Annotated in this window: 18 protein-coding genes; 15 read left to right on the top strand and 3 right to left on the bottom strand. The window is 66.7% G+C overall.

The features are described 5' to 3' along the window. Nucleotides 1-69: 69 nt before the first annotated feature. A complete protein-coding gene (locus HMPREF3113_RS02685; protein ID WP_070427087.1) occupies nucleotides 70-609 on the bottom strand; it encodes a Smr/MutS family protein in 540 nt (179 codons plus the stop codon). Nucleotides 610-795: 186 nt separating this feature from the next. Between HMPREF3113_RS02685 and surE the strand changes: the two genes are divergently transcribed. The 4 genes from surE to HMPREF3113_RS02665 are packed head-to-tail and all read left to right on the top strand — an operon-like array spanning nucleotide 796 to nucleotide 3,659. After that, nucleotides 796-1,575 carry a 5'/3'-nucleotidase SurE gene (gene surE, locus HMPREF3113_RS02680; protein ID WP_019183330.1) on the top strand — a complete coding sequence of 260 codons (780 nt, stop codon included), beginning with the start codon at nucleotides 796-798 and terminating at the stop codon, nucleotides 1,573-1,575. Next, a complete protein-coding gene (locus tag HMPREF3113_RS02675) occupies nucleotides 1,572-2,249 on the top strand; it encodes a protein-L-isoaspartate(D-aspartate) O-methyltransferase (protein ID WP_070427088.1) in 678 nt (225 codons plus the stop codon). The genes surE and HMPREF3113_RS02675 overlap by 4 nt, the downstream gene beginning before the upstream one ends. Nucleotides 2,250-2,268: 19 nt before the next feature. Next, a complete protein-coding gene (locus tag HMPREF3113_RS02670; protein ID WP_019183328.1) occupies nucleotides 2,269-2,883 on the top strand; it encodes a YqaA family protein in 615 nt (204 codons plus the stop codon). Further along, the gene (locus HMPREF3113_RS02665; RefSeq protein ID WP_070427090.1) at nucleotides 2,880-3,659 is read left to right on the top strand and encodes a peptidoglycan DD-metalloendopeptidase family protein; all 780 of its coding nucleotides are present in this window, start codon (nucleotides 2,880-2,882) and stop codon (nucleotides 3,657-3,659) included. Before HMPREF3113_RS02670 ends, HMPREF3113_RS02665 begins: the two co-directional genes overlap by 4 nt. A gap of 144 nt (nucleotides 3,660-3,803) precedes the next feature. Here HMPREF3113_RS02665 and HMPREF3113_RS02660 read toward each other — a convergent pair whose 3' ends face one another. Both HMPREF3113_RS02660 and yhbY read right to left on the bottom strand, forming a co-directional pair. Continuing rightward, the gene (locus tag HMPREF3113_RS02660; protein WP_070470647.1) at nucleotides 3,804-4,178 is read right to left on the bottom strand and encodes an Mth938-like domain-containing protein; all 375 of its coding nucleotides are present in this window, start codon (nucleotides 4,176-4,178) and stop codon (nucleotides 3,804-3,806) included. 13 nt (nucleotides 4,179-4,191) lie between these two features. Continuing rightward, nucleotides 4,192-4,497, bottom strand: coding sequence for a ribosome assembly RNA-binding protein YhbY (yhbY, locus tag HMPREF3113_RS02655; protein ID WP_070470645.1), 306 nt, complete (start codon nucleotides 4,495-4,497; stop codon nucleotides 4,192-4,194). Nucleotides 4,498-4,562: 65 nt separating this feature from the next. Here yhbY and rlmE point away from each other — a divergent pair, with 65 nt between their 5' ends. From rlmE to recA, 11 genes are all read left to right on the top strand, one after another. Further along, a complete protein-coding gene (rlmE, locus tag HMPREF3113_RS02650; RefSeq protein ID WP_019183324.1) occupies nucleotides 4,563-5,195 on the top strand; it encodes a 23S rRNA (uridine(2552)-2'-O)-methyltransferase RlmE in 633 nt (210 codons plus the stop codon). Between the two features lie 53 nt (nucleotides 5,196-5,248). Further along, entirely contained in the window at nucleotides 5,249-7,189 is a 1,941-nt protein-coding gene (ftsH, locus tag HMPREF3113_RS02645) for an ATP-dependent zinc metalloprotease FtsH (RefSeq protein ID WP_019183323.1), read from the top strand. Between the two features lie 100 nt (nucleotides 7,190-7,289). Next, on the top strand, nucleotides 7,290-7,475 hold the full coding sequence (locus tag HMPREF3113_RS02640) for a hypothetical protein (RefSeq protein ID WP_019183322.1): 186 nt from the start codon (nucleotides 7,290-7,292) through the stop codon (nucleotides 7,473-7,475). Between the two features lie 82 nt (nucleotides 7,476-7,557). Further along, nucleotides 7,558-8,457 carry a dihydropteroate synthase gene (gene folP, locus HMPREF3113_RS02635; protein ID WP_070470694.1) on the top strand — a complete coding sequence of 300 codons (900 nt, stop codon included), beginning with the start codon at nucleotides 7,558-7,560 and terminating at the stop codon, nucleotides 8,455-8,457. After that, complete coding sequence (gene miaA, locus HMPREF3113_RS02630; RefSeq protein WP_070470697.1) at nucleotides 8,457-9,410, top strand: tRNA (adenosine(37)-N6)-dimethylallyltransferase MiaA; 954 nt, start codon at nucleotides 8,457-8,459, stop codon at nucleotides 9,408-9,410. The genes folP and miaA overlap by 1 nt, the downstream gene beginning before the upstream one ends. 107 nt (nucleotides 9,411-9,517) lie before the next feature. Beyond that, the gene (hfq, locus tag HMPREF3113_RS02625) at nucleotides 9,518-9,799 is read left to right on the top strand and encodes an RNA chaperone Hfq (RefSeq protein WP_019183319.1); all 282 of its coding nucleotides are present in this window, start codon (nucleotides 9,518-9,520) and stop codon (nucleotides 9,797-9,799) included. Between the two features lie 26 nt (nucleotides 9,800-9,825). Then, entirely contained in the window at nucleotides 9,826-11,136 is a 1,311-nt protein-coding gene (gene hflX, locus HMPREF3113_RS02620; protein WP_070427094.1) for a ribosome rescue GTPase HflX, read from the top strand. Between the two features lie 138 nt (nucleotides 11,137-11,274). Beyond that, complete coding sequence (locus HMPREF3113_RS02615) at nucleotides 11,275-11,769, top strand: CinA family protein (protein WP_019183317.1); 495 nt, start codon at nucleotides 11,275-11,277, stop codon at nucleotides 11,767-11,769. Between the two features lie 36 nt (nucleotides 11,770-11,805). Then, entirely contained in the window at nucleotides 11,806-13,485 is a 1,680-nt protein-coding gene (gene ubiB / locus HMPREF3113_RS02610) for a 2-polyprenylphenol 6-hydroxylase (protein WP_019183316.1), read from the top strand. Nucleotides 13,486-13,876: 391 nt separating this feature from the next. After that, nucleotides 13,877-14,527: a transcriptional repressor LexA gene (lexA, locus tag HMPREF3113_RS02605; RefSeq protein WP_019183315.1), complete on the top strand. Its 651-nt coding sequence runs from the start codon at nucleotides 13,877-13,879 to the stop codon at nucleotides 14,525-14,527. 203 nt (nucleotides 14,528-14,730) lie between these two features. Next, the gene (gene recA / locus HMPREF3113_RS02600; protein WP_026069798.1) at nucleotides 14,731-15,771 is read left to right on the top strand and encodes a recombinase RecA; all 1,041 of its coding nucleotides are present in this window, start codon (nucleotides 14,731-14,733) and stop codon (nucleotides 15,769-15,771) included. The last annotated feature ends 31 nt before the right edge of the window (nucleotides 15,772-15,802 follow it).

The following is a 15,802-nucleotide window of genomic DNA, read 5'->3' as shown; positions in this document are numbered from 1 at the left end:
GTTGGTCGGCTGCCTTCCTCAGCCGACCAACGGTCGGCTCTACCCCGCGCGTGGGGGCCAGGGCCGGCGTTACCGGTTGCTCAGCAGCACCAGCACTGCGCCGGTGCCGCCCTGGCCGGCGGGCGCGGAATGAAACGCGAGTACGTCGTTGCGCAGGCGCAGCAGACGATCCACCAGATTCTTCAGCACCGGTGCGCCGCCATCGGATTGCAGTCCCTTGCCGTGGATGATGCGCACGCAGCCGTACTCATGGGCATGCGCTTCCACCAGGAACTGGCGCACCAGTGTCTCGGCCTGGGCCACCGTCGCGCCATGCAGGTCCAGTTCGTCCTGCACGGAGTACTGCCCGCGCTTTAGCCGCTGGAACATCCGCGGCGGCAGATTCTCGCGCCGGTAGCTGGCGGTATCGCCGGCCTCCAGTGGGCTGCTGTCGCGCAGCAGCCGGGCGAATTCCCCGCGGGCCTCCTGTTCATCCTGTTCGGCCATGCGCGCACGCGGCTTGGGCCGCGGCGTGGCCGGCGGCGGGGTGACCACCTTGCGCAGCGGCTTGACCTCGCCGATGGCGGCCCGGAACAGGGCCGCGGGATCTTCGTCTTCAGAATGTGACATGCGTACAGCCTAATGGGCGGGAGGGGCGATGCCTACCGTTATCGGGGTAGGACGATCTGTCCGCTTGCGGCACAATAGCTGACGCACTTGCGCGGTCGTCGCGCTCCGGAAGGGGCAGGGCCACCGCCGCCAACAGTGGGAAGTGATGGAATCGATGTCTTGAAAAATCAAGCGGTTAAATCGCAGATGCGGATTCTGGTCAGCAACGACGACGGTGTCGATGCGCCGGGCATCAAGATGCTCGCCACGGTATTGCGTGACGCAGGTCATGAAGTGACCGTGGTCGCCCCCGATCGCGATCGCTCAGGCGCCAGCAATTCGCTGACCCTGGACCTGCCGATCCGCATGAAGCGCATCGACCACTACACCTGCTCGGTGGCCGGCACGCCGACCGACTGCGTGCATCTGGCCCTCACCGGCATGCTCGAGTACGAGCCGGATATCGTCGTCTCGGGCATCAACAACGCGGCCAACCTCGGCGACGACGTGATCTATTCCGGCACCGTCTCGGCGGCGATGGAAGGGCGCTTCCTGGGTCTGCCCGCCGTGGCGATGTCGCTGGTCACGCACAACCACGAGCCACGCAACTTCGAAACGGCCGCCCGCGCTGCGGTGGAGATCGTCACCCGGCTCAAGGCCGATCCACTGCCCGCCGACACCATCCTCAACGTCAACGTGCCGGACCTGCCGTGGAGCGAAGTACGCGGCTTCGAAGTGACCCGCCTGGGCAACCGTCACCGCGCCGAAGGCTGCATTGCCCAGCGCGACCCGCGCGGCAACCAGGTGTACTGGATCGGCCCGGCCGGGCGCGAACAGGACTCCGGCCCGGGCACGGATTTCCACGCGGTGCGCAACGGCTATATCTCGATCACCCCGATCCAGGTCGACCTCACCCGCTACCAGGCGCTGGAGAAGGTGGCCAGCTGGGTCGGCGGGCTGACCGCCGCGCTGGATCGGCCGGCATGAGCCCACGCCTGCGCCTGCAGCCCGAAGCGGTCGGCATCGGCATGACCTCCCAGCGCGTCCGCGACCGCCTGGTCGACCGCCTGCGCGATGCCGGCATCGCCGACGAAGCCACCCTCAATGCCATCCGCGTGGTGCCGCGCCATCTGTTCATCGATGAAGCACTGGCCTCGCGTGCCTACGAAGACACCGCCCTGCCGATCGGCCACGGCCAGACCATTTCGCAACCCTGGGTGGTTGCGCGCATGACCGAAGCGGTGCTGCAGTCGGCGCCGACGAAGGTGCTGGAAGTCGGCACCGGCTCGGGTTACCAGGCCGCCGTGCTGGGGGCGATCGGGCTGGAGGTCTACACGGTCGAGCGCATCGGAGATCTGCTGCGCCAGGCGCGCAAGCGCTTCCGTGCGCTGGGCATGAACATCCGCAGCAAGCATGACGACGGGCGCGTCGGCTGGGCCGAGCACGGCCCTTACGATGCAATCGTGGTGACGGCGGCGGCACCGGCGCTGGTCGATGCGCTGGTCGAGCAGCTGGCCGTGGGTGGGCGCCTGGTGGCGCCGGTCGGCGGCCCGGGCGCGCAGTCGCTGATCCAGTTGACCCGTCGCGATGACGGCAGTGTCGAACAGCAGGTACTGGCACCGGTCACGTTCGTACCGCTGCTGTCTGGCATGCTGGACTGATTCCAAGGAGCGTTGCGTCATGAAGATTTTTGGTCCGCTGTACGAGCGGGCAATGAAGTGGGCCGCGCACGAGCGCGCCCCGACCTATCTGACGGTGTTGAGCTTCATCGAAGCGATCATCTTCCCGGTGATGCCCGAGGTGATGCTGGCGCCGATGTGCGTGGCCCAGCCCAAGCGCGGCTGGTGGTTCGCCACGCTCAGTCTGGCCGGCTCGATGGCCGGTGCGCTGGTCGGCTATGCGCTGGGCCACTTCGCCTTTGAAGCGCTCAAGCCGGTGTTCGCCGCGCTGGGCATGCTGGGCAGCATCGAGGGCGGTATCGCCATCGTGCAGGCCAAGATGGCCGAGTCGCCGTGGGCAGTGTTCACCTTCCTGGTGCTGGGCGGCTTCATGCCGATCCCGATGAAGGTCTTCACATGGGCATCGGGTATCGTCGGCGTGCCGTTGCCGCAGTATTTCCTGAGCATGTTGATCGGCCGTGGCAAGCGCGTGTACGTGCTGGCGGCGGTCATTCGTATTGGCGGGCCGCGCGCGGAAGCTGCGCTGCGCCGTTGGATTGAACCGCTGGGCTGGATCGCGACCGCGCTGGTGGTCGTGCTGGTCGCCTGGCTTGTATGGAGGTCGAAGTTCGCATGAGTGCTGATCGTTTGAGCAAGGGAGTGCGCAGCGGCGCGCTGCTGTTGGTGGTGTCGGCGCTGAGCGCCTGCGGCACTGCCACCGTGGTGCGGCCCTCGGGCTCGGGCGGCGGCGTGGCCCACAGCACGCCGCAGACCTCGGTGGCCAAGCCCGGCCAGACTGCGGTCGTCCGTCGTGGCGACACGCTGTATGCACTGGCCCGCATCCACAACATCACCCCGCGTGATCTGGCTGCCTGGAACGGGCTGGCCGAGCCGTACACGATCTATCCCGGCCAGTCGCTGCGCCTGTACCCGGGCGGCAGTGGCAGCCCCGGTCGCGCCCCGACCACCGTGGTCACCGCGCCGCGTCCGGGCAGTACGGCGCCGGCGGCCACCCCGGCCCCGACCACCGCCATCAAGAGCAACATCAGCTGGCGCTGGCCGGCCGATGGCGCGATCGTTGGCCGCTTCGTCGCCGGCGAGGCGACCAAGCAGGGCGTGGACATCGCCGGCACCAGCGGCCAGCCGGTCCGCGCGACCGCCGCCGGCGTGGTGGTGTATTCCGGTGCGGGCCTGGTCGGTTTCGGTGAGCTGATCATCATCAAGCACAGCGACCAGTGGCTGTCGGCGTATGGCCACAACCGCAAGCGCCTGGTCAGCGAAGGGCAGAGCGTGAAGGCCGGCGAGCAGATCGCCGAAATGGGCCGCACCGGCGCTGCGCGCGACATGCTGCACTTCGAGATCCGCTACAACGGCAAGCCGGTCGATCCGCTGCTGTATCTGCCGCCGCGGTAATCAATGCAGCCGACCAACCGTCGGCTCTACCCCGCACAGCCCGTAACCGGGTGGTAGAGCGACGCCAAGCGTCGCTGTCGAGGCCGGGACGCAGGCACAAAAAAGGCCGCTCGCGGCGGCCTTTTCTGAACGGAAAGCCCGGTCTCACCCCTTCAGGATGAACGCCGCCGCCACCTTGCGACCCTCGCTGGCGAGGATGTTGAAGGTCCGTGCGGCCGCCGGGTTGTTCATCACTTCCAGGCCGATCCCCCGGGTCAGGCATGCGGCCATGACCGCAGCGGGCGGGAACACCTGGGTATCGCCGGTGCCCAGCACCACCAGTGCGGGGTTCAGCGCCAGCACCGGCGCCAGGTCTTCCGTGGTCAGGCGGGCGATATCGGCCACCGGCCAGGCTTCGATCAGCGTGTCCGGGGCCAGGATGAAACTGGCGGCCAGGGTCCGGTCATTCACCTTCGCGCTGCGGCCATCGGCGGCACGCAGGGCGTAGGCGTAATCGGGGATTTCGTGGCTCAGCTGCATGGGCGTTCCGGGATCAGCCGCGCGGCAGGACGATCTGGCGCTGTTCCTTGCTCGGGCGGTACAGCACGGCCACGTGGCCGATGCGCTGCACCAGCGCGCTTTCACTGGCATTGACCAGCTCGGCGATGAGGGCGTCGCGGGCCTCGCGGTCTTCGGCGGCGACCTTCACCTTGATCAGCTCGTGGCGTTCCAGCACCTCTTCCAGTTCAGCCAGGAAGGCCGGTGTCACCCCCTTGCCGCCGATCTGGAGCAGGGCTTTCAGATCATGCGCGTGACCGCGGAGGAAACGGGTTTGGGAAGACGTCAGGGCGATAGCCATTCAGGAACAAGCGGTTAACTGGGGCGATCAGGGTATCATGACCTCCCCATCGGACCCGCATCTCAATGGCAACCCGCAGCAAAAGCAGTCAACGTTGGTTGAAAGAGCACTTCGCCGACCCCTTCGTGAAGAAGGCCCAGGCCGAGGGCATGCGCTCGCGCGCGGCCTACAAACTGGAGGAGCTGCTGGAGCGGGATCGGCTGCTGAAGCCGCACATGGTCGTGGTCGACCTGGGTGCCGCCCCGGGCGGCTGGTCCCAGCAGGTCCGCCGTCAGATCGGCGACACCGGCCGGGTCCTGGCGCTGGACATCCTGGAGATGCCGCCGCTGGCAGGCGTGGAGTTCCTTCACGGTGACTTCAGGGAACAGGCCGTCCTATCGGAGTTCGAAGCCATGCTGGGGGATCAGCCGGTAGACCTTGTGCTCTCGGATATGGCCCCCAATAAGAGTGGAATGGACGCGGTGGACCAACCGCGGATGATGCACCTGGCAGAGTTGGCGTTGGAGTTTGCCGACAACCATCTCAAGCCCGGTGGCGCGTTCCTGATCAAGCTGTTCCAGGGCGTGGGCTTTGACGACTACGTGCGCGAAATGCGCCGCCGGTACGACAAAGTGGTGATCCGCAAGCCTGAAGCGTCCCGTAAGCGCTCGCCCGAGGTGTACGCCTTGGGGCAGGGAAAACGCGCGCAGATCAAGTAAGCTCAACCATACGAATCGCGTCAGGAATTAGAGGAACACCGGAGCCAATGAGGATGAACGACTTGACCAAGAACCTCCTGCTATGGGTGGTCGTCGCCGTCGTGCTGATGGTGGTCTTCCAGAGCTTCTCGCCGAAGAGCAGCGGAGCCGGCGCGCAGGGTGCGACGTATTCGCAGTTCCTCGACCAGGTGGACAGCGGCAACATCCAGAAAGTAGTGCTGGGCGAAATGCGCGGCGGTGCCAATGATGTGACCTACACCACCCGCAGCGGCCAGACCAGCACCATCACCGCGCCCTACGATCGCGACCTGATCAACGTGCTGCGCGGCAAGAAGGTGGAATTCGAGCAGGCGCCGCCGTCCAGCGGCATCTCGCTGGGCGCGATCCTGATGAACTTCCTCCCGGTGATCCTGATCATCGGCTTCTGGATCTTCATCATGCGCCAGATGCAGGGCGGTGGCGGCGGGGCCAAGGGCGCGATGTCCTTCGGCAAGTCGCGCGCCAAGCTGCAGGGCGAAGACCAGATCAAGGTCACCTTCGCCGATGTCGCCGGCTGCGACGAGGCCAAGGAAGAGGTTGGCGAACTGGTCGACTTCCTGCGTGACCCGACCAAGTTCACCAAGCTGGGCGGCAAGATCCCGCGCGGCGTGCTGATGGTCGGCCCGCCGGGTACCGGCAAGACCCTGCTGGCCCGCGCCATTGCGGGTGAGGCCAAGGTCCCGTTCTTCTCGATCTCCGGTTCGGACTTCGTGGAAATGTTCGTCGGCGTCGGCGCCAGCCGCGTGCGCGACATGTTCGAGCAGGCCAAGAAGCAGGCCCCGTGCATCATCTTCATCGATGAAATCGACGCCGTCGGTCGCCATCGTGGCGCCGGTCTCGGCGGCGGTCATGACGAGCGCGAGCAGACGCTGAACCAGCTGCTGGTCGAAATGGACGGTTTCGAGGGAGGCGAGGGCGTGATCGTCATCGCCGCCACCAACCGTCCGGACGTGCTGGATCCGGCGCTGCTGCGCCCGGGCCGTTTCGATCGCCAGGTCGTGGTCGGCCTGCCGGACGTCAAGGGCCGCGAGCAGATCCTCAAGGTGCACATGCGCAAGCTGCCGCTGGCCGACGATGTCGAGCCGATGGTGATCGCGCGCGGTACCCCGGGCTTCTCCGGTGCGGACCTGGCCAACCTGGCCAACGAAGCGGCGTTGTTTGCCGCGCGTGGCGGCGAGAAGGAAGTCCGCATGGACCACTTCGACCGTGCCCGCGACAAGATCCTGATGGGTGCCGAGCGCCGTTCGATGGCGATGAGCGAAGAAGAAAAGACGCTCACCGCGTATCACGAAGCTGGCCATGCCATCGTCGGCCGCCTGGTGCCCGAGCATGACCCGGTCTACAAGGTCACCATCATTCCGCGCGGCCGCGCGCTGGGCGTGACGATGTACCTGCCGGAAGGCGACAAGTACTCGATGAACCGCGTGGCGATCGAATCGCAGCTGTGCTCGCTGTACGGTGGCCGTGTGGCCGAAGAGTTGATCTTCGGCACCGACAAGGTCACCACCGGTGCCTCCAACGATATCGAGCGCGCCACCAAGATGGCCCGCAACATGGTCACCAAGTGGGGCCTGTCCGACGAGCTCGGCCCGATCGCCTATGGTGAAGAGGACGATGAAGTGTTCCTCGGCCGTTCGGTGACGCAGCACAAGAGCGTGTCCGACGACACCGCGCGCCGCATCGACGAAGTGGTTCGCAGCATCCTGGACAAGGCTTACGCCCGTACCACCGAGCTGCTGACCGCCAACCTCGACAAGCTGCACACGATGTCCCAGCTGCTGCTGCAGTACGAGACCATCGATGCGCCGCAGATCAACGCCGTGATGGAAGGGCGCGATCCGCCGCCGCCGGCGGGCTGGGGCAAGTCGGCCAGCAACAAGGATGGCGGCAACAACGACAAGGGCGGCGATGCCCGTCCGGTCGCCCCGATCGCCGGCCCTGCCGAACAGATCTGAGTGTTGCCCACGTAAGTGACGAAGGCCGGGGAGACCCGGCCTTCGTCGTTTCCGGCGGGTCATAATGTGGCTCTGTTTTCGTTCCCGTTCTGGAGTCGCCATGTCCGCACCCCCACCGCAGCCGATCTCGCACACCACCGAAATGGTGATCGCCACGATCATTGGCGTGGCCATCGGCCTGACCCGCGACAACTTCCTGCTCGGCGCCGGCATCGGCATCGCCGTCGGCGTGCTGATGAGCATCGCCAAGACGGTCTACGTGGAGCGCAAGCGCCGCCAGCGCTGAGGGCAGGCTTCGTCAGCGCGACCGGCAGGCGGTCGCGTGGTCCGGCGTAAACTACGCGCTGGCGTACTTCGTGGATCTGCCCATGTTCGACATTTCTCCCCAGCTCGATTGCGGCGGCCGCTTGCTGCGGCTGGATCGCCCGCGGGTCATGGGCATCGTCAATGTCACCCCGGATTCGTTCTCCGACGGCGGTGAGCACGGCAGCGTCGAGGCCGCGGTCGCACACGGCCTGCAGCTGGTCGCCGAAGGTGCCGACCTGCTCGACATCGGCGGCGAGTCGACCCGGCCTGGCAGTGCGCCGGTGCCGCTGGACGAAGAACTGCGCCGGGTCATCCCGGTGATCGAGCGCCTGGCGCGCGAAACTTCCGTGCCGATCAGCATCGACACTTTCAAGCCCGAGGTGATGCGTGCCGCCGTTGCCGCCGGTGCCGGCCTGATCAATGACATTCATGCGCTGCGCCAGCCCGGTGCGCTGGAGGCTGCCGCCGAGCTCGGCGTGCCGGTGGTGTTGATGCACATGCAGGGCGAGCCGGGCAGCATGCAGGACACCCCGCACTACGACGATGTCGTCGCCGAGGTGCATCGTTTCCTGACCGAGCGCATGTTCCAGGCCGAGATGGCCGGCGTCGCCAAGAAGCACCTGATCATCGATCTGGGCTTCGGCTTCGGCAAGACCACCGAACACAACATGATCCTGCTGGCGCGCTCGGACCGTTTCCTTGAGCTCGGTGTCCCGATGCTGGCTGGTCTGTCGCGCAAGCGCAGCATCGGTGAGCTGACCGGTCGTGAACAGCCGCGTGACCGCGTGGCCGGTTCGGTCGCCGCGCACCTGATCGCTGCCCAGCGCGGCGCAATGCTGCTGCGCGTGCACGATGTCGCGGCCACGGTCGATGCCCTGAAGGTGTGGGCGGCGGTGGATGCCGTGCCGATGCCGCGGGCGCCGGCCGCACCGGGGATTCCGCGCTGGCCGGACGAGGACTGATGGCCGTCGACCAACGCCCGCTTGCGATCGCGGTGATGGGGCCGACCGCGTCGGGCAAGACCGCCACCGCGATCGCGCTGGCCCAGCAGTTGGACGGTGAGATCGTCAGCGTCGATTCGGCCCTGGTCTACCGCGGCCTGGATATCGGTTCGGCCAAACCCGACGCCACCGAGCGCGCGCAGGCCCCGCATCATCTGCTCGATGTGCGCGACCCGTGGCAGACCTATTCGGCGGCAGAGTTCGCCGGCGACGCTGCCCGGGCCGTGCGCGACATCATTGCGCGCGGCCGCATGCCGATTCTGGCCGGTGGCACCGGGCTGTACTTTCGTGCCCTGCTGCAGGGCCTGTCGCCGATGCCTGAAGCCGATCCGGCGATGCGCGCGCAGATCGCCGCCGAGGCGGCCGGGCAGGGCTGGGCGGCGATGCACGCCCAACTGGCCGATATCGATCCGGCAGCGGCAAGGCGCATTCATGCGACCGATCCACAGCGCATCCAGCGGGCGCTGGAAGTCCATCGCCTGACCGGCACCCCGATCAGCGAATGGCAGAAGCTGCCTGGTGTGGACCGGCTGCCGGTGCGGGCGCTCAAGCTGGTGTTGGCCCCCCGCGAGCGCAAGGTGCTGCACCAGCGCATCGAAACCCGGTTCGACGCGATGCTGGATCACGGTTTCCTGGACGAAGTCCGCGCGCTGCGCGCCCTGCCGGCCATGGCCGGGGTGGCCGCGCCGCTGGATCTGCCGGCCGTACGCGCGGTCGGGTACCGGCAGGCATGGGAATACCTGGGCGGGCAGGGGACGGCCGCCGAGTTCCGTGAGCGGGGTATCCAGGCCACCCGGCAGCTGGCCAAGCGGCAGCTGACCTGGTTGCGCGGGGAGCTTGATGCGCGCTGGTTCGATCCCCATTTAGAGAAGGCTTCCCTGGCGGATGCGGTGTCGACCTTCGTCGCACGCTGAGTCCACGCCGCCACCCACCCGCCCCGTGTACCATCAAGGGTTCCGGCGGGCGGCGGGGGCCGTGGCAACTGCCGGAAGACCATAAAAACAATAATCAGGAGTGTGCAATGTCCAAGGGGCAATCGCTGCAGGATCCGTTTCTGAATGCACTTCGGCGCGAACGTGTGCCGGTGTCGGTGTATCTGGTCAATGGCATCAAGCTGCAGGGGACGATTGAATCGTTCGACCAGTTCGTGGTGCTGCTGCGTAACACGGTGAGCCAGATGGTGTACAAGCACGCCATTTCGACCGTGGTACCGGCGCGCAATGTGAAGGTCGGGCCCGGTGGTGGCTATGTGCAGTCCAACGATGGCGCCGAAGGCGTCCAAGGTGATGACGACGTTGAGTGACAGTGTGAAAAATTCTGGAGAACTGCGTGTTTGACCGTTCCAAGCGAGGCGAACACGCACTCCTGATCCAGCCGCACGCCGGCCGGCTCGAAGATGACGTGCTTGAAGAGTTCACCGATCTGGCCCGCTCCGCCGGGGCCAGCATCGCGGCCACGTTGACCGCGCGCATCGATCGGCCCAATCCGTCGATCCTGATCGGCAGCGGCAAGCTGGACGAGGTCAAGGCCGCGGCCGAGGCCACCGGCGCTGACCTGATTCTGGTCAACCACGCCCTGTCGCCGGGGCAGGAGCGCAACCTGGAGCGGTTCCTGGAGCGGCGCGTGATCGACCGCACCGGGCTGATCCTGGATATCTTCGCCCAGCGTGCGCGCAGCCATGAAGGCAAGCTGCAGGTGGAACTGGCGCAGCTGCGCCACATGTCCACGCGGCTGGTCCGCGGCTGGACCCATCTGGAGCGCCAGCGCGGTGGTTCCATCGGCCTGCGCGGCCCGGGTGAAACCCAGCTGGAAACCGATCGCCGCCTGCTGCAGAAGCGGGTGGAGCAGCTGCAGAAGAAACTGGAAAAGGTGGAAGTGCAGCGCACCCAGATGCGCCGTGCCCGCCTGCGCAGCGAACTGCCGCGCGTCGCCTTGGTGGGTTACACCAACGCCGGCAAGTCGACGCTGTTCAACGCATTGACCGGCGCCGAGGCCTACGCGGCGGACCAGCTGTTCGCGACGCTGGACCCGACGGTGCGCCGCATCGCGCTGCCCGGTGGCAGCGTCGTGCTTGCCGATACCGTCGGTTTCGTCCGCGACCTGCCGCATGACCTGGTGGCGGCGTTCCGCTCGACCTTGTCTGAAGCCCGCGAAGCGGACTTCCTGCTGCACCTGGTCGATGCCGCCGATCCGCACCGTGAGGAGCGCATCGCGCAGGTCGATGAGGTGCTGACTGCCATCGGCGCGGGCGATCTGCCGCAGCTGCTGGTGTTCAACAAGATCGACCGCATCGACGGGGCCGAGGTGCGCCACGATGGCCAGGACGGCATCCCCGACAGCGCCCGTCGCGAACGGGTCTGGATTTCCGCCCGCGACAACGTGGGCCTGCCGCTGCTGCAGTCCGTGCTGGGCAAGCGCCTGGGCCTGCAGCACGTCAGTGGCGAGCTGCGGCTGCCGCCAAGTGCCGGTCGCCTGCGGTCGCGTCTGCACCAGCTGGAGGTCGTGCGCAGCGAAGCAACCGATGAAGACGGTTGGCTGCTCCAGGTTGAGATTCCGATCGCCGAGGCCGAGAAGCTGGCGGCCGGCGAGGACGGCGCACCGATCCGCGCCATGCTCCCGGAAAAACTTCCGGAGTGGTGAGGGGTGTGCCGGCCGCTGGCCGGCATCCCATGATCCTGAGGGTACGCGACCCTCCGTCGCACCCGGCGACACACGACATCACCCACGATTTCGGCTAAAACTGGGGGCGTTCGTTCCCCCGTTGATCCAGGATTCCCCATGACCGTTCCTTCCGACGCCGAGCTCGGCGCCCTCGCCAGTGACGTGGGCCAGCGGCTGCAGCAGGCCTCGCTGCAACTGGTGACCGCCGAGAGCTGTAGTGGCGGCTGGATCGCCAAGGCGATGACGGATATCGCCGGTTCCTCGGCGTTCTTCGACTGCGGCATGGTGGTGTACAGCTACGAAGCCAAGCAGCGTCTGCTTGGCGTGCGTGCGCAGACGCTGGAGCAGTTCGGCGCGGTCAGCCGCGAGACCGTGCTGGAGATGGTCTCCGGCGCGTTGATCAATTCCGGGGCGGGCATTGCCGTGGCGGTGACCGGGATCGCCGGGCCGGGCGGCGGAAGCGAGGACAAGCCGGTCGGCAGCGTCTGGATCGGCTGGAAGGGCCGGGGCGGCTACGCCCGTGCGCAGTTGTTCCAGTTCGACGGCGACCGCGAAGCCATACGGCGGCAGACCGTACAGCAGGCGCTGACGGGAATCTTCCCCCTGTTGTGACATCCTGACCGCGTGTGCTGACAGGAGAGTGGGCCGATGTGGGAAACGCTGGGTACCGTGCGTGACCTGGGGCGATTGCAGGAAATCGCGTCGGTCCTGATCCGCTATGGCTTCGGCGATCTGGTGCGCCGGATCGGCTTGGCCGATGTGCTTGAGCGTGCCGGCCGCCTGCTGCACTGGAACGACACCCAGCAGATGCTGCGGATGACCGCGCCGGTGCGCGTGCGCCGCGCGATGGAGGATCTGGGTCCGACCTTCGTCAAACTCGGCCAGGTGCTGGCCACCCGCGTGGACCTGTTCCCGCCGGACTGGATCGCTGAATTTTCCGAACTCCAGAACGCGGTACCGGCGCTGCCGTACGCGCAGGTGCGCGACCAGCTGGAGCGCGACCTGGGCGCGCCGGCGACGGAGGTGTTCGCGTGGCTGGATGAAACCCCGATGGCCGCCGCCTCGCTGGCACAGGCCCATCGCGCGACCCTGCATGACGGCACTGCCGTGGTGCTGAAGATCCGCCGCCCCGGCATCCGCGACGTGATTGAAGCCGACCTGCGCCTGCTGGCGCGGCTGGCCGAGATCGTGGAGGCGCGGCTGCCCGATCTGCAGCGCTACCGCCCGGCCGAGGTGGTGCAGCAGTTCCAGGTGTCACTGCGGCGCGAGCTGGATTTTGCCGCCGAATGCCGCAATGCCGAACGCATCGCGCGCAACTTCCAGGGCCGCAATGACATCCTGATTCCCAATGTGCACTGGCAGTGGACCTGCGAAAGCCTCAACGTGCAGGACTTCGTTGATGGTATTCCGGGCCGCGACCTGGCCGGTGTCGATGCAGCCGGCCTGGACCGCGTGCAGCTGGCCCGGACCGGGGCGCGCATCGTGCTCAAGATGGTGCTCGAGGATGGCTGTTTCCACGCCGACCCGCACCCGGGCAACATCATCTACCTGCGCGACGGCCGGATCGGCGTGATCGATTTCGGCATGGTCGGCGCGATTTCCGAACAGCGCCGCTTCCAGGTCGCCCAGCTCCTGCACGGCCTGGTCACGCAGGAGCCCGAGCAGGTGGCCGACGTCCTGCTGGACTGGGCCGGTGGCGTGGAGGTGGACGAATCGCGGCTGCAGCAGGACATCAGCACCTTCGTCGACCAGTACCGCGGGGTGCCGCTCAAGGACCTGCACATGGGCCTGATGCTGGGCAACATCACCCAGCTGCTGCGCCAGTACGCGCTGACCCTGCCGGCCGATCTGGCCCTGATGATCAAGACCTTCCTGACCCTGGAAGGGATGGGCCGCCAGCTTGACCCGCAGTTCGACATGGCCAGTGCCGCGCGTCCGTACCTGGAACGGGTGATGTGGCAGCGTTACTCGCCCGGCGCGATGCTCAAGCGCGGCAAGCGCAGCCTGGTAGGGGTGATGGACCTGGTCGGCGACCTGCCGCGCGATGTCCGCCGACTGCTGCAGATGGCGCGCCGCGGGCGGCTCCAGCTCAAGGTCGAGACCACCGCACTGCAGGGCTTCGGCGACCAGGTCAACCGCGCCGCCAATCGGCTGGTGATGGGCATCGTGACCGCTGCGCTGATCATCGGCTCCTCCATCGTCATGCACAGTGTCGGCGGCGTCTCCAGCCGCTGGCTGCTGGCGCTGGGCGTAGCCGGGTTCATCGGTGCCGGCTTCTGCGGCGTGTGGATACTGTTCTCGATCTGGCGCAGCGGCAAGAACCCATAGGGTTCCTGCCGCTGGGATCCGAAGGATCCCAGCAACGTGCCGCCGACGCCGCACGTCGCGCGTAGAGCCGACCGTTGGTCGGCTGCTCTTGGCTGACCGGGCCGGTCATCGTATTCCCCAGGTAGCGCCACGCCCTGCGTGGCTGCTCCCCATCCCGCGCCAGGAATGCCTGACCCAGGAAATGGCAGAGGCTCAACGCCGGAGGGATGGCCGCATGCGGCACGCGCCCGCAGCGCCAGGCATTGCCGTGCTGCGCGCGGTCACCGACCAACGGTCGGTGGCTACAGGCGTTGCTGGCGTCTTCGGCCGGGGCCCGGACCACCGTCCTTGTAATGGCTCTTGCTCTGCGGGCACTTGCGTGCCCGCATCGTTAGTAGTAATACTACTAACCATGGACCTGACCGATACCCAGCAGGCGATCCTGCAGTTGATCGCCGAGCGTATAGAGACCGATGGCGCACCGCCGTCGCAGACCGAAATCGCCCGCGCGTTCGGCTTCAAGGGCGTCCGCGCGGCCCAGTACCATCTGGAAGCGCTGGAGCAGGCCGGGGCGATCCGCCGCATTCCGGGCCAGGCCCGCGGCATCCGCCTGGTCCAGGCACCGGCGCTGCAGAGCGGCCTGCCCGAATCGCTGCCCGCCTCGGCGCTGCCGGACCACGTCCTGCGCCTGCCGGTGCTGGGCCGGGTCGCGGCCGGTCTGCCGATCGGTGCGGACATCGGCTCGGATGACTTCGTGGTCCTGGACCGGGTGTTCTTCTCGCCCGCGCCGGACTACCTGCTGAAAGTGCAGGGCGATTCGATGATCGACGAGGGCATCTTCGACGGCGACCTGATCGGCGTGCACCGCACCCGTGACGCGCGCTCCGGCCAGATCGTGGTGGCCCGCATCGATGACGAGATCACGGTCAAGCTGCTGAAGATGGGCAAGGACCGGATCCGCCTGCTGCCACGCAATCCCGATTACAAACCGATCGAAGTGCTGCCGGACCAGGACTTCGCGATCGAAGGCCTCTATTGCGGGTTGCTGCGGCCCAACCGCTGACCCTGTTCCCCCTGAATCACGCGCGGTCTTTTGTGGCACATCTCTGGTTTTGCTGAGGTTGGTACGGATGTCCGATAATTTTTTTCCGAACGCCGGGCAGAATCTCAGCCCGTGCGATACGCCAGCCTTAAAGTGAACCCATGGCCAAGAAGACTTCCAAAGACAGCACCTCCACCGATACGACCTCTGCAAGGACCACTCCGATGGACGAAAACAAAAAGCGCGCCCTCACCGCCGCGCTGAGCCAGATCGAAAAGCAGTTCGGCAAGGGCGCCGTGATGCGCATGGGCGACCGTGTCGTCGAGGCGGTCGAGGTCATCCCTACCGGTTCGCTGATGCTGGATATCGCACTCGGCATCGGCGGCCTGCCAAAGGGCCGTGTGGTGGAGATCTACGGTCCGGAATCGTCGGGCAAGACCACCCTGACCCTGCAGGCGATCGCCGAATGCCAGAAGAAGGGCGGTACCGCCGCCTTCATCGATGCCGAGCACGCGCTGGACCCGATCTACGCCGCCAAGCTGGGCGTCAACGTGGACGACCTGCTGCTGTCGCAGCCGGATACCGGTGAGCAGGCGCTGGAAATCGCCGACATGCTGGTGCGCTCCAGCTCGGTGGACATCGTGGTGGTCGACTCGGTCGCCGCGCTGACCCCGAAGGCTGAAATCGAAGGCGAAATGGGCGACCAGCTGCCGGGCCTGCAGGCCCGCCTGATGAGCCAGGCGCTGCGCAAGCTGACCGGCAACATCAAGCGCTCCAACACCCTGGTGGTCTTCATCAACCAGCTGCGCATGAAGATCGGCGTGATGATGCCGGGCCAGAGCCCGGAAGTGACCACCGGCGGCAACGCGCTGAAGTTCTACGCCTCGGTCCGCCTGGACATCCGCCGTATCGGCGCGATCAAGAAGGGCGACGAGATCATCGGCAACCAGACCAAGATCAAGGTGGTCAAGAACAAGCTGGCGCCGCCGTTCAAGCAGGTGATCACCGAAATTCTGTACGGCGAAGGCATCAGCCGCGAAGGCGAGCTGATCGACATGGGCGTGGAAGCCAAGCTCGTCGAAAAGGCAGGCGCCTGGTACAGCTACGGCGAAGAGCGCATCGGCCAGGGCAAGGACAACGCCCGCGGCTATCTGCGCGACAACCCGCAGGTTGCCCAGCGTCTGGAAGCCGAGCTGCGCGAGAAGTTCCAGCCGGAAGAAGCCGTGCGTGAAGGCGGCGACGACGCCGAAGACGACGCCGAGTGAGTTTCCTGCGGGGCAGGGCGGCGCCGTCAGT

This window comes from Stenotrophomonas sp. HMSC10F06, from assembly GCF_001807865.1.
GTDB lineage: Bacteria > Pseudomonadota > Gammaproteobacteria > Xanthomonadales > Xanthomonadaceae > Stenotrophomonas > Stenotrophomonas bentonitica_A.
The sequence above is the reverse complement of the archived record's forward strand: the minus strand, read 5'-3'. Positions and strand labels throughout refer to the sequence as shown.